Annotated in this window: 12 protein-coding genes; all 12 read left to right on the forward strand. The window is 72.0% G+C overall.

Features of this window, described 5'->3' with window-relative positions; genetic code table 11:
* The coding region (locus F8274_RS26290) for a toxin glutamine deamidase domain-containing protein (protein ID WP_255474587.1) at positions 1–2,633 on the forward strand (2,633 nt) is incomplete at its 5' end.
* Positions 2,630–3,076 (forward strand): hypothetical protein, encoded by a 447-nt coding sequence (locus F8274_RS26295; protein WP_151465043.1) that lies wholly within the window; start codon positions 2,630–2,632, stop codon positions 3,074–3,076. The genes F8274_RS26290 and F8274_RS26295, both read left to right, overlap by 4 nt.
* 52 nt (positions 3,077–3,128) lie before the next feature.
* Positions 3,129–3,713: a DinB family protein gene (locus F8274_RS26300; protein ID WP_151465044.1), complete on the forward strand. Its 585-nt coding sequence runs from the start codon at positions 3,129–3,131 to the stop codon at positions 3,711–3,713.
* A gap of 28 nt (positions 3,714–3,741) precedes the next feature.
* Positions 3,742–4,077, forward strand: coding sequence for a hypothetical protein (locus F8274_RS26305; protein WP_151465045.1), 336 nt, complete (start codon positions 3,742–3,744; stop codon positions 4,075–4,077).
* The gene (nfi, locus tag F8274_RS26310) at positions 4,074–4,745 is read left to right on the forward strand and encodes a deoxyribonuclease V (protein WP_151465046.1); all 672 of its coding nucleotides are present in this window, start codon (positions 4,074–4,076) and stop codon (positions 4,743–4,745) included. Before F8274_RS26305 ends, nfi begins: the two co-directional genes overlap by 4 nt.
* 268 nt (positions 4,746–5,013) lie before the next feature.
* Positions 5,014–5,991 carry a hypothetical protein gene (locus tag F8274_RS26315; RefSeq protein WP_151465047.1) on the forward strand — a complete coding sequence of 326 codons (978 nt, stop codon included), beginning with the start codon at positions 5,014–5,016 and terminating at the stop codon, positions 5,989–5,991.
* A gap of 185 nt (positions 5,992–6,176) precedes the next feature.
* Complete coding sequence (locus F8274_RS26320; protein ID WP_151465048.1) at positions 6,177–6,389, forward strand: Trm112 family protein; 213 nt, start codon at positions 6,177–6,179, stop codon at positions 6,387–6,389.
* Positions 6,386–7,582: an SIS domain-containing protein gene (locus F8274_RS26325; RefSeq protein ID WP_151465049.1), complete on the forward strand. Its 1,197-nt coding sequence runs from the start codon at positions 6,386–6,388 to the stop codon at positions 7,580–7,582. The genes F8274_RS26320 and F8274_RS26325 overlap by 4 nt, the downstream gene beginning before the upstream one ends.
* Positions 7,583–7,610: 28 nt before the next feature.
* Positions 7,611–8,624, forward strand: coding sequence for a cation diffusion facilitator family transporter (locus F8274_RS26330; RefSeq protein WP_151465050.1), 1,014 nt, complete (start codon positions 7,611–7,613; stop codon positions 8,622–8,624).
* A gap of 2 nt (positions 8,625–8,626) precedes the next feature.
* Positions 8,627–9,778 (forward strand): mannose-6-phosphate isomerase, class I, encoded by a 1,152-nt coding sequence (gene manA, locus F8274_RS26335; RefSeq protein ID WP_151465051.1) that lies wholly within the window; start codon positions 8,627–8,629, stop codon positions 9,776–9,778.
* A 299-nt stretch (positions 9,779–10,077) separates the two neighbouring features.
* Positions 10,078–11,577 carry an adenosylhomocysteinase gene (ahcY, locus tag F8274_RS26340; protein WP_151465052.1) on the forward strand — a complete coding sequence of 500 codons (1,500 nt, stop codon included), beginning with the start codon at positions 10,078–10,080 and terminating at the stop codon, positions 11,575–11,577.
* Between the two features lie 210 nt (positions 11,578–11,787).
* Positions 11,788–12,604 (forward strand): iron uptake transporter permease EfeU (gene efeU / locus F8274_RS26345; protein ID WP_151465053.1); only part of this gene is annotated, 817 nt, incomplete at its 3' end.

The raw sequence follows: 12,604 nt of genomic DNA on the forward strand, positions 1-12,604 counted from the left end.
CCCCGAACCCCCGCTTTCCTCTGTTGGAAGCGCTCGCCCCGCAACGTCCCGCGTCCGACCCTCCGCCGACGCTGCCCGGCCCCTTTGACCCGCTGCCGCCCCATGGGACGACGTCCCAGGAACGGGCCGCGCGACTCGCGGCGGACCGGGAAGCCCTCGACCGGCGCCGCTATCGGGGCTACCTCCAACACCAGCGAAAGCTGTATGAGGAGAACAGGCGGCAGGGCCAGCTCAGGGAACTGCGCGACCTGGCCGAGCAGCATTATGAAGCCGCGCGCTGGCTTCTCAGGCGGGCGCACGAGCTGCGCGAGGCGGGGCGACAAGACCTCGCCGACCAGCACGTCCGCGAGGGGCGGCGCAGGGAGCGGCTCCACTACCGAGCGGTCGACGCGGCCGAGGCAGTGCGTGCCGGCGAGCTGCTGCCCGCCGAGGTGATGGTCGAGGACGACCTCGACTTCTACCGGATCAATGACGATGTCGCCGACCTCGCGCTCGGTGCCGTGGAGACCGCGGACCACTCGGCGCTCACCGGCCACGGCCATCCACCGCCCATCGACCGCTCGCGCCGGTACGGCACCCGGGGCGGCCTCCGGCCACCGCTCGCGCTCCACCAGACCGACCTGGAGCGCCAGCTGCCGCGCCACCCCGACGGCAGTGTGGTGCGGACCGCCGATCCCCGCCAGGGCGGGTGGTTCCAGCTGGCGAACGACGGTGGACCCGCCGCGGACGCCACCCGGGGCATCAACTGCCTGGACTGCACGTTGTCGCTCTACGAGACCTGGATGCACGGCCGGCCGCGGGTTTCCGCCCCGCGTACCTTCGACGGCTACCTCCTCGGGGATGTCCGTCAGCCCGTGGGCGGCGAGGCGGACGGGCCTCGCCGGGTCGAGGAGACCACCGGCGGACGGTTCCAGAACCTCTGTCCTGCCGCCCTGCCGGGCGTCCCCGATCACGAGACGCGCGAGGTGATCGAGGGCGGTTACCGCGACCTGCACGGGCAGCTCCTGGCGGGTGGCCATGGCAGCTACGCGTTCCTCATCACCACCTACGAGGGCGGTGGCTCACACGCCTGGGTGGCGCTGAACCAGAACGGCGCGGTCCTCTACCTCGACCCGCAGGCCGGCCGGGTGGGGACACATCCGCTCTACACGCACAGCGGCATCCGCAACCCCCACAACGTGGTGGCGGTCGATGCCCTGGTGCTCGGTCCCGACGGTCGTCCGCTGCCGCTCGCGGGCCGGCCACCGGGTGACTACAACGTGCTGCCCGACCCGGTGGAACCACCGGCCCCGCCCCGACCGCTCGAACCGCCACCGCTGGCCGACGACGGCGATGCCCCGGACTTCAACCACGTCCACCTGCTCGGCGAATCCACCACCCTCCACCACCGGCCGGACGGCACCTCGTTGCCCGGCAGCGCTCCCGACGCGGAGCCGGAGGCGGTCCAGCTGCGGGACGCGCACCGTGACGCGCACGCCGGCCGGATCGCCGCCGGGCTGTACGTGCGGGATGCGCTGGCCGCGAGCGGGAGCCTGGACGAGGTCTTCGCAGGCGGGGTGACACCGGTCGAGCTGGCACAACACGTCGACGTGCCGACGCTGCAACGGCTGGTGCCGGAACTGGATGCGGCGGCGGCCGGCGACCTGACGCGACTGCTCGCCGACCCACGGGTCAGGCAGATGCTCGACCACACGTGGGAGGCGCCACCCCGAGGCGAGGAACTGCTGGCCGAAACCCTGGTACGGCAGCTGGCGCAACGCCCCGACCTGGTCCGGATGATCCTCTCGACACCGGAACTCGCCAACTCGCTGACCGCCCGCCCGGTCACCCTCCACCACCTGGCCACCCACCAGAAGGCGATCGACGTCCTGGGCGAGGTTTTGGAGGAGATCGCCGAGCGAGGTGCGGCAGTCGTGGCAGCAGAGCCGACACAGCCTGTCGCGCCCACCCCGCTAACTCCCAGGCAGATGGAGCTGAGCGGTGCCTTCGCCATACAAGGGCCGGCCGCAGTGCAACCGGGCTTCGACCTCGACCGTCTTGAAGACGCTGCCTACAGGAAGCAGTACCTGGACGAGTTGTATTCATCGGGAGTCGTCGCGCAGGCCGAAATCGATGCGCTGGGACGAAGACTAGCTGAGGCTTCGAGGGGCGACAGCCAGTATTACCCCAGACCGAAGCCCAAGGAGCGAGGACGAGCAGAAGACAAGATCGACGGTTATGGCGGTGATGTGTCGCAACTGACAGATCTGGCGGCTGGCCGTGTCTCGTTCGGGCGCCTCGATGACCTGTATGAAGCGTTGGCATTGCTACGGGGTGATGAACGGTTGCAGCTCGTAGAGTTTGAAGACCGCTTCGTGGCCCCACAAGAGGGCGGCTATCGTGACGTGCAAATGATGGTTCGTACGTCGACCGGTCACATCGCAGAGTTTCGGTTGCAGTTGGCTGCCCTAGACGAGGTAGCCGTTTGGGAGCATTCGCTTTACGAGGTGCGGCGTGACCTCCGTTCGGTGGCAAGAGAGCAAGGACGTAACCTCTCAGCGACGGAGTCGGCGATCCGCAAGGGCATCATCCGTCGTCAGCGTGAGTACTTCTGGACAGCCCTCGAATCGGCACTCTACGGAGGACACGAGTGACTAGTTCGGCGGAAGGAACCAACCTTCCTGGCTACTACGACTACTACAAGACGCCTGTCAAACTGGTGCCCACGCCAGATGGTGGGCTCACTGCTTGGCGCTTGGACAAGAAGACGGGCGGCTGGCGACCGGCGAACGACATCGTCGATGAGATCATTTCTGCCATAGGCGGAGAAGTCTTTGTACGCACGTCAGCTCAATTCGTGCAGCGCACGGAGGCTGAGCGTGGACGCTACCTGAAGGGCGAGGGCCCAATCTTCGCGCTGTACGAAACGGTCAAGGCCATCGACGACGTGGCTATCGCAGAGCGCCGTCCATATACGCCTGAGGAGGCAGCGCTGATCACCGGTATTCGGCGGCGGACGTTCGTGATGTTCGAGGAGCAGCTTCAGCAGGCCGGGGATCCCGGCGCCGACCCCACCATCGCCACCGCCGCGCCCTGACCAGCCTGCAAAATGCCTTGCAACCGCCGTCCCACGGCAGGAAGGTCCGGGCATGTCTGACGCGGGTACCAGCACCGACACTGATCGGCCCACTTCTCAGTTCGCCTGGTCGAACATGTTCGTCAAGCCGGAGGACGACCCCCGTTCGGAGGGCGGTTTCGACGACGAGGTGAGCGTCCTGGTCAACTACCTGCGGGACCAGCGCCTCACCCTCGAACTCAAGTGCGCCGGCCTCGACGCCGAGCAGCTGGTTCGGCGCTCGGTCCCCCCGTCGCCCATGTCGCTGCTGGGGCTGGTTCGGCACATGGCGGAGGTGGAGCGGGGTTGGTTCCGCCGCACCATGGCCGGCGAGGACGCACCGCGGATCTGGCGGACTCCGGCGGACCCGGACGCCGACTTCCGCGGCGCGGTGGGCGATCCCGCCGTGGTCGAGGAGGCGTGGGCGGCCTGGCGGGAGGAGGTCGCGTACGCGGAGCGGTTCGTCACCGAGGCCCCGACTTTGGACGTCAAGGGGCGGCACGGCGACGGGGAGATCTCGCTGCGGGAGCTGCTGGTGCACATGATCGAGGAGTACGCCCGGCACAACGGCCACGCCGACCTGCTGCGCGAGCTGATCGACGGTCGCGTCGGCCAGTGACCCGGACAGGGTTGGCTACGGTGGGGCGATGACGGGTTCGCCGCGACGGCAGGCCGCCTCCTGGGCTGCGGGCCTGCTGATCGGGCTGGTGATCGGCCTGCTCACGATCGGCGGCGCCGCAGGCGCGGCCTTCGGGATCGGCGTCGGCGTGGCATTCGCGATCGCGCTGATCAACGCCCCTGCCCGCAAGCCCGGCCAGAATCCCGACCGGACCGCGGGGCCGAATGCCGACGTGGCCGGCGCCTCGAATCGAGATCAGAGCAGCGAGCCTGATGCTGACCGCCAGTCCGGGGGGCCGAATCCGGGCCAGGGCACCGGGCCCGACGGGCCCCGCGATGCTGACGGGGAGGTCGGCCGGCCGTGACGGGCGGCGGAGTGCCGTACCGCCAGCCGGCCGACGTGGCGGAGGCGCTGCGCGTACAGGAGGAGTTGCGGTCGAAGGTCGACCTGGTCGGGCCGGGGCCGACCGCGCCCGCGACGGTCGCCGGGCTCGACGTCGCCTACGCGGAGAGCGGTGACCGGCTGGCGGCGGCCGTCACGGTGCTGGACGCGACGACGCTCGCCGTGGTGGACGAGGCGGTGAGTGTGGGCCGGCCGGCGTTCGACTACGTGCCGGGGCTGTTCGCCTTCCGTGAGCTGCCGGGGTTGCTGGCGGCCCTGGAACGGTTGACCGTCCGGCCGGACCTGCTGGTCTGCGACGGGCACGGGCTGGCGCATCCGCGCCGGTTCGGGCTGGCCTGCCATCTCGGGCTGGTGACCGGGCTGCCCGCGATCGGGGTGGGGAAGACGCCGCTGGTCGGGGTCTGGGACGAGCCGGGGCGGGAGCGGGGCGCCTGGACGCCGCTGCGCGACGGCGGCGAGGTGGTGGGCCGGGTGCTGCGGACCCGCGACGGCGTGAAGCCGGTCTTCGTCAGCGTCGGGCACCGGATGAGTCTGGACAACGCGGCCGACCGGGTGCTGGCGTTGACGCCCCGCTACCGGCTGCCGGAAACAAGCCGCACGGCCGACCGGCTCTGCCGCGCGTCGATGTGAATCTTGGACAGTTGCCGTTCGTGGCGAACGGTAAGTGTCCAAGATCTCCAGCCGCTCGTCGGCCGGCTGCCGTGCCGAGGGGCCACGGCGGCCCCGGCGACGAACGGCCGGAAATGATCATGCGGGCGGGCCGGGTCGCGTCGAGGATGGAGCGGGTGTCGCGGGGTGTCGCGGCACACATGCGGGGTGCTCGATGAGCGGGTGCCCCTCCGGGCCGGTATTAACCTGACCGGCGGATCCCGTCCGGGGCGGAAGCGGTGAGGTGGAGATGTCGGTGAGGCGACACGCGGCGCGGTGGGCCACGGTCGGCGTGATGCTGGGCGGCCTGGTGGCCGGCGCGGCGTCCCCGGCGCTGGCCGCCGACGACCGGGTGGAGGTGCGCTCGGCGAGCCGCTTCACGGCCGGTGGCTCGGCGGGCACGGTGGCGGTCGAGGTGCGCAAGCGCACCGACGGCTGCGTGCTGCTCCGGACCGCGCTGGGGCTGCGGCTCGACGGCCTGCGGGCGGACCAGGTCCAGGTGCACGTGGCCAGCGGTGGCCGGTGGGTGCCGGTGCCGGTGTCCGGCGGTGGCGGCGCGGTCGCCACGGCGCAGACCTCGCCCGCCAACCCGGCGCTCTGCAAGGGCAAGGGGATGACGGTCCGCTACCGGGTGGCCTTCCTGGCCGGCGCGACCGGCGGGCGGCTGGAAGTGGTCGGCGAGGCGAGCGCCGCGAACGGGCGGGTCCTCGGCCGGTCCGCCGCCTCGGCCCGGGTGGTGGGTGCGGAGCCCACCGCCAGCCCGACGCCGTCCCGCAAGCCCTCGCCGACGCCCACCCCGAGCGCGGCCGCGACCACGCCGGCCGAGGACGGCACCACCTCGGCGGTGGCTGCCGCGCTCGACCCGGCCGCCGGCACCGCGGCCGACGACTCGTCCTCCGGAGGTTCCCCGATCATGTGGTTCGGCATCGCACTGGTGCTCGTCGGCGTCGCGCTGATCGTGCTGCTGGTCCGCCGGAACCGTGCGGAGAAGACGGACGGGCAGCCGGGCGCGGGTCACCCGCCCGTCCCGCTCCCGCGCGGCAGCACGACCTACCGCTCCGGCGTGCCCGCCGGTCAGGTGTACGGGCAGCAGCCGCCCGCCCCGACGCCGCGCCCGACCGGGAGCGTCTACGGCGGCCCCACGGTCACGGCCGACCGGCCGGACGGCGAGCCGCCGGCCGCCGCGGGCGGCGACGCCACCACCGTGCTGCCCCGCGTGCCGCGCTGAACCGGAACCCGGCCGGTCGCCGGGGTTACGGTGACGGTGGGTGACAGCGACCTGACCGGGTTGCCGTGCACCGGCCGCCGGGTGCCGAGATGTGGCGCGGTGCCCGTGCCGGTTCGCCGATAAGATCGCGTGCGCCGGACGGCACCGTCGACCGGTGAGACCGCATACGTGGAAGGAGCCGCGCCGTGGCCCTGGACCCGCAGTTGCTCGAGATCCTCGCCTGCCCGGACACGCACCACGCCCCGCTCGACTACGACCCGCAGGCCCAGACGTTGACCTGCACCGAGTGCGGTCGGATCTTCGAGGTCCGGGACGACGTCCCGGTGCTGCTCCTCGACGAGGCGCGCGGCGGCCCCGCGGCGGACGACGCGCGCGGCGGCTCCGCGTCGCCGCGATGATGGAGGGCACGGCCGGGGTCAGCGGGCGCCGGCACGCGGACGAGTCATTGCTGGACAATCCGGACCGGCTGGCCGAGCACGACCCGGGCGGGATGCTCCGGTTCACCGCCTCCGCCGGTGCCCAGGTCCGTGAGTCGGCGGCGCTGGCCGCCGAGGCGAACCTGACCGTCCTCGCCGACGAGGGCCGCCCGCGGGCGGTGGTCATCGCGGGCATCGGCACCGCCGGGCGCACCGGCGACGTGCTGGCCACGGTGGCCGGGCCGCGGTGCCCGGTGCCGGTGATCCCGCACCGCAGCGCCGGCGTGCCCGGCTGGGTGGGCGCGGCGGACGTGGTCATTGCGGTGAGCGCCTCCGGCCGCAGCCCCGAGGCGCTGGGCGCCGCCGAGGCCGCCCACCGGCGGGGTGCCCGCCTGGTCGCCGTCGGCGCCCCGGACTCGCAGCTCCAGTCGGTGGCCGAGCGGGCCCGGGCGCCGTTCATCCCGGTGCCCCGGCGCGCCCCGGCCCGGGCCAGCCTCTGGGCGCTCACCGTGCCGGTCCTGCTGGCCGCCCGTACGCTCGGGCTCGTGAAGGTCAACGAGGCGGATCTGGCCGAGACCGCGGCCCGGCTGGACGCCGACGCCGACCGGTGCCGGCCCACCGCCGAGTCCTTCGTGAACCCGGCGAAGTCGCTGGCCCTGGGCCTGTCCGGGTCGATCCCGATCGTCTGGGGCTCGTCCCCGCTGGCGACCGTGGCGGCCCGCCGGTTCGGTGACACGCTGTCCGCCAACGCCCGCTACCCGGTGGTCACCGGGGCGCTGGGCGAGGCGGGTCGGGGCCGGGTCGGCCTGCTCGACGGCGTCTTCGGCGGCCTGGTCGAGGGGGAGCGGGACATCTTCGCCGACCCCGGCGAGACCGACGGCGACGCCACCCGGCTGCGGCTGGTGCTGCTGCGGGACGGCGGCCTGAACGCCGAGGACGACACCGACGAGCCGCTGGCCGTGGAGGAGCGCCGCGCGGACGCGGTGCAGACCCTCGCCGAGCGGCGCGGGGTGCGCTGCGACGTGGTCACCGCGGAGGGCGGGTCCGCGCTGGAGCGGCTCGCCTCGCTGATGGCGGTCCCGGACTTCGCCTCGGTCTACCTCGCCCTGGCACACGGACTGGACCCGATGGCCGTGCCGGCCATCACCGAGATGAAGGAGCTGGCGAACCAGTGAGCACGTGCGGCATCGGGCGGGGAGAGGCATGAGCGCCAACGGTGGAACGAGGGCGATCGTGGCCGCCCTGGCGGCCAACGTCGGGATCGCCGTCACCAAGTTCATCGCGTTCCTGCTGACCGGCTCCTCGTCGATGCTGGCCGAGTCGATCCACTCGGTCGCCGACTCGGGCAACCAGGGCCTGCTGCTGCTCGGCGGCCGGCGGGCCAAGCGCGAGGCCACCCCGGAGCACCCGTTCGGCTACGGCCGGGAGCGCTACATCTACGCGTTCATCGTGGCGATCGTGCTGTTCAGCGTCGGTGGTCTCTTCGCGCTGTACGAGGCGTACCACAAGGCGCAGCATCCGGAGCCGATCACCGAGTGGCAGTGGGTTCCGGTGGCCGTCCTGGTGATCGCGATCGCCATGGAGAGCTTCTCGTTCCGGACCGCCATCCAGGAGTCCAACCAGATCCGAGGCAACCAGTCCTGGGTGCGGTTCATCCGCCGGGCCAAGGCCCCGGAGCTGCCGGTGGTGCTGCTGGAGGACTTCGGCGCGCTGATCGGTCTGGTCTTCGCCCTGTTCGGCGTGGGAATGACGCTGATCACCGGGAACGGCATGTGGGACGCGGCCGGCACCGCGATGATCGGCGTGCTGCTGGTGATCATCGCGATCACGCTGGCCATCGAGACCAAGAGCCTGCTGCTCGGCGAGGGCGCGGAACGCCACGATCTGGCGAAAATCGAGCGGGCCGTCACCGAGGGGCCGGAGGTCGAGCGCATCATCCACATGAAGACGCTCTACCTGGGCCCGGAGGAGCTGATGGTGGCCGCGAAGATCGGGGTGGCGGCCTGCGAGACCGCCGAGGAGCTGGCCCGGGGCATCAACGCCGTCGAAGCGCGGATCCGCGCCGCCGTGCCGATCGCCCGGGTCATCTACCTGGAGCCGGACATCTACAGCGTGGCGGCGGACCGCGCGGGCACCGGGCAGGCCGCGCCCACCGCCGTCCCGCAGGCCGACACGGAATCCGGCAGCGACGAGACCGCCGGACGGCCCGGGAGCTGACCGTGGAGCTGTTGCAGGGCCGGATCCGCGACTACGCCTGGGGTTCCCGCACCGGCATCGCCGAGTTGCAGGGCCGTCCGGTGCCGAGCGCCGGGCCGGAGGCCGAGCTGTGGCTGGGCGCCCACCCGGGCGCCCCGGCCACGGTGGACCGGGACGGCGCCCCGGTCGACCTCACCGACCTGCTGGTCGCCGAGCCGGCGCACTGGCTGGGCGAGCGCCTGGTCGGCCGGTTCGGCACCCGGCTGCCGTTCCTGTTGAAGGTGCTGGCCGCGGACGCTCCGCTGAGCCTCCAGGCCCACCCGAACGCCGAGCAGGCCCGAGCCGGCTACGCCGCGGACGCGGACCGGGTGAACTACGTCGACCCGTACCACAAGCCGGAGCTGCTGGTCGCGCTGTCGGAGTTCGAGGCGCTCTGCGGGTTCCGCGACCCGGCCGGTTCGGCGGCGGCGATCGCGGCGTTCGGCGTACCCGCGCTGGAGCCGGTGGTGGCGGCGCTGCGCACCGGGCCGGCGGGGCTGCGGGAGGCCGTACGCCTGCTGTTGAGCTGGCCGGCGGCGGAGCGGGCCGGGCTGGTGGCGGACGTGCTGGCCGCGGAGGTCGCCGGGCCGGACGCCGACCTGGCCCGGGCCCTGGCGGCCGACTACCCGGCCGACCCGGGCGTGGTGGTGGCGCTGCTGCTGCACCACGTCCGGCTGGCGCCGGGCGAGGCGATCTGGATGCCGGCCGGCAACCTGCACGCCTACCTGCGGGGCACGGGTGTGGAGATCATGGCGGCGAGCGACAACGTGCTGCGCGGTGGGCTCACCCCGAAGCGCGTGGACGTGGACGAGCTGCTGCGGGTGCTGCACTTCGAGGTGCTCGACGAGCCGGTGGTCCGGCCGGAGCCGGTGGCGCCCGGGGTGGTGACCTGGCCGGTGCCGGTGGAGGACTTCGCCCTGCACCGGGTCGAGGTGACGCCGGGCGGCCCGGAGGCGCGGCTGGCGCTGCCCGGCCCGCGGGTGGTGCTCTGCCGCGCCGGCGAGCTCGTCGTCGACGACGGGGTGGGTCGCGTCACCCTGACGGCCGGCCGGGCGGCGATCGGCGCGGCGGCGGGTGGCCCGCTGGTGCTTGGCGGCGACGGCGAGGCGTTCATCGCCACCGCCGGCGTGCGCTGAGCCCGATCCCGGCCGGCGCAAGTCCGACTTTCCCGGAATGGCTTGACGGGGTCGTGACGCGGTGTGACTCTATGGGTACGCAGCGTTGTCGCGACGAAGGTCTCGGTAACGCGCGGGGGAACCAAACCGGGGGGATGCACGGGGCGGCCGGGCCGTGAGCGGAAAGTCCGTTCACGACCGACCGCCCCGTGCGCTGTCCGCCGACCGGGCCACCGTCTTGTCGGCCAACCGGGCAGGGGAGGAGAAATCCACGCGCGTAAGGTGGAAGGCTGCGCAGTCTTCGTTCGACAGGAGCTTCCATGACCAGCACCCTCCCGGCGGCCCCCCGTGGCGCGTCGTCCGGAGCCCGGCCGAGCACCCTCGCCGAGGGCGACTACAAGGTGGCGGATCTGTCGCTCGCCGCGTTCGGGCGTAAGGAGATCCGGCTCGCCGAGCACGAGATGCCCGGGCTGATGGCGATCCGTCGCGAGTTCGCCGAGGCCCAGCCGCTCGCCGGCGCCCGCATCACCGGCTCGCTGCACATGACCATCCAGACCGCCGTCCTGATCGAGACCCTGGTCGCGCTCGGCGCGCAGGTCCGCTGGGCGTCCTGCAACATCTTCTCCACCCAGGACCACGCCGCCGCCGCGATCGTCGTCGGCCCGGAGGGCACCCCCGAGGCCCCGGCCGGTGTCCCGGTCTACGCCTGGAAGGGCGAGAGCCTGGAGGAGTACTGGTGGTGCACCGAGCAGGTGCTCACCTGGCCCGACGGGCAGGGCCCGAACATGATCCTCGACGACGGCGGCGACGCCACCCTGCTCGTGCACAAGGGCGCCGAGTTCGAGAAGGCCGGCGTCGTGCCGCCGGTCGAGTCGGCCGACTCCGAGGAATACGCGGTGATCCTCCAGCTGCTGCACCGCTCGCTCGCCGAGGACGGCCAGCGCTGGACCCGGATCGCCGCCGGCATCAAGGGCGTGACCGAGGAGACCACCACCGGCGTGCACCGGCTCTACGAGATGCACCGGGCCGGCACCCTGCTCTTCCCGGCCATCAACGTCAACGACTCGGTGACCAAGAGCAAGTTCGACAACAAGTACGGCTGCCGCCACTCGCTCATCGACGGCATCAACCGCGCCACCGACGTCCTCATCGGCGGCAAGATGGCGGTCGTCATGGGCTACGGCGACGTCGGCAAGGGCTGCGCCGAGTCGCTGCGCGGCCAGGGCGCCCGGGTCGTGGTGACCGAGGTCGACCCGATCTGCGCCCTGCAGGCGGCGATGGACGGCTACCAGGTGGCCACCCTGGACGACGTGGTCGAGCAGGCCGACATCTTCATCACGGCGACGGGCTGCTTCAACGTCATCACCCACGAGCACATGGCCCGGATGAAGCACCAGGCCATCGTCGGCAACATCGGCCACTTCGACAACGAGATCGACATGTCCGGCCTGTCGAAGCGCTCCGACGTGACGCGGGAGAACATCAAGCCGCAGGTCGACGTGTGGCGCTTCGAGGACGGCCACGCCATCATCGTGCTCTCCGAGGGCCGGCTGCTGAACCTCGGCAACGCCACCGGCCACCCGAGCTTCGTGATGTCGAACTCGTTCGCCAACCAGACCATCGCCCAGATCGAGCTCTTCACCAAGACCGACGAATACCCGGTCGGCGTGTACGTGCTCCCCAAGCACCTGGACGAGAAGGTCGCCCGGCTGCACCTGGGCGCGCTCGGCGCCAAGCTGAGCACGCTCACCAAGGAGCAGGCCGCCTACCTGGGCGTGTCCCAGGAGGGCCCGTTCAAGCCGGAGCACTACCGCTACTGAGTCCACGCCCGGAGGGGACCGGGACGGCCGCCGCGCGGCCGTCCCGGTCCTCTTCGCGTACGCGGGGGAAAGCCGCGGTGATCTGCGTGTGTCGGGCTGCGGACGGTTCGGGTGACATGGCCATGAACGACTTGACGGCCGGTCCGATCAGGAGGAAGGTATGGCTGCCCTAAGTTAGCTGAGGCGTGCCTTACCAACCATGGAGTACCGATGTTCGCCACGTACCTGATCGGCCTGCGGGAGGGCCTGGAAGCGACCCTGGTGGTCAGCATCCTGGTCGCCTTCCTCGTGAAGTCGCAACGGCGGGACCGGCTGCCGCACGTGTGGGCCGGTGTCGGCCTGGCCGTGGTGCTCTCCGTCGTCTTCGGCTGGCTGATCGAGTACACCTCGACCTCGCTGCTGGCCCGCTCCGAGGACCGCGAGCTGTTCGAGGCCGTCACGTCGGTGGCCGCCGTGGTCTTCGTGACCTGGATGATCTTCTGGATGCGCAGGGCCGCCCGGACGATCGCCGGCGAGTTGCGCGGCAAGCTCACCGACGCGCTCGCCGTCGGCTCCCTCGCGGTCGCCGGCATGGCCTTCCTCGCGGTGATCCGGGAGGGCCTGGAGACCGCGCTCATCTTCTACTCCGCCGCGCAGAGCGCGGCCGGCGGCACCGGCGCCGGCGCGCTGCTCTCCCTGGCCGGTGGCGTGGCCACCGCCGTGGTGATCGGCTTCCTGCTGTACCGCAGCGCCCTGAAGATCAACCTGAGCAAGTTCTTCACCTGGACGGGCGCGCTGCTCATCCTGGTCGCCGCCGGCATCCTCAAGTACGGCGTGCACGACTTCCAGGAGGCCGGCGTGCTGCCCGGCCTGAACAACCAGGCCTTCGACATCTCCTCGACGCTCGACCCGAACGCCTGGTACGGCGCGCTCCTCGCGGGCATGTTCAACATCACCGCCGCGCCGACCGTGCTGGAGATGATCGCCTGGGTTGCCTACGCGGTCCCGGTGCTCGTCCTCTTCCTGCGCAAGCCGGCCGCCCCGGCCC

The organism is Micromonospora sp. AMSO31t, assembly GCF_008868175.1.
Taxonomy (GTDB): Bacteria; Actinomycetota; Actinomycetes; order Mycobacteriales; family Micromonosporaceae; genus Micromonospora.

Excerpts from the sequence above, each read along its gene's own strand:
- F8274_RS26305 (WP_151465045.1), top strand. The coding sequence starts at position 3,742 with ATGACGGGTTCGCCGCGACGGCAGGCCGCCTCCTGGGCTGCGGGCCTG.
- F8274_RS26300 (WP_151465044.1), top strand. The coding sequence starts at position 3,129 with ATGTCTGACGCGGGTACCAGCACCGACACTGATCGGCCCACTTCTCAG.
- F8274_RS26325 (WP_151465049.1), top strand. The coding sequence starts at position 6,386 with ATGATGGAGGGCACGGCCGGGGTCAGCGGGCGCCGGCACGCGGACGAG.
- F8274_RS26330 (WP_151465050.1), top strand. The coding sequence starts at position 7,611 with ATGAGCGCCAACGGTGGAACGAGGGCGATCGTGGCCGCCCTGGCGGCC.
- F8274_RS26315 (WP_151465047.1), top strand. The coding sequence starts at position 5,014 with ATGTCGGTGAGGCGACACGCGGCGCGGTGGGCCACGGTCGGCGTGATG.
- ahcY (WP_151465052.1), top strand. The coding sequence starts at position 10,078 with ATGACCAGCACCCTCCCGGCGGCCCCCCGTGGCGCGTCGTCCGGAGCC.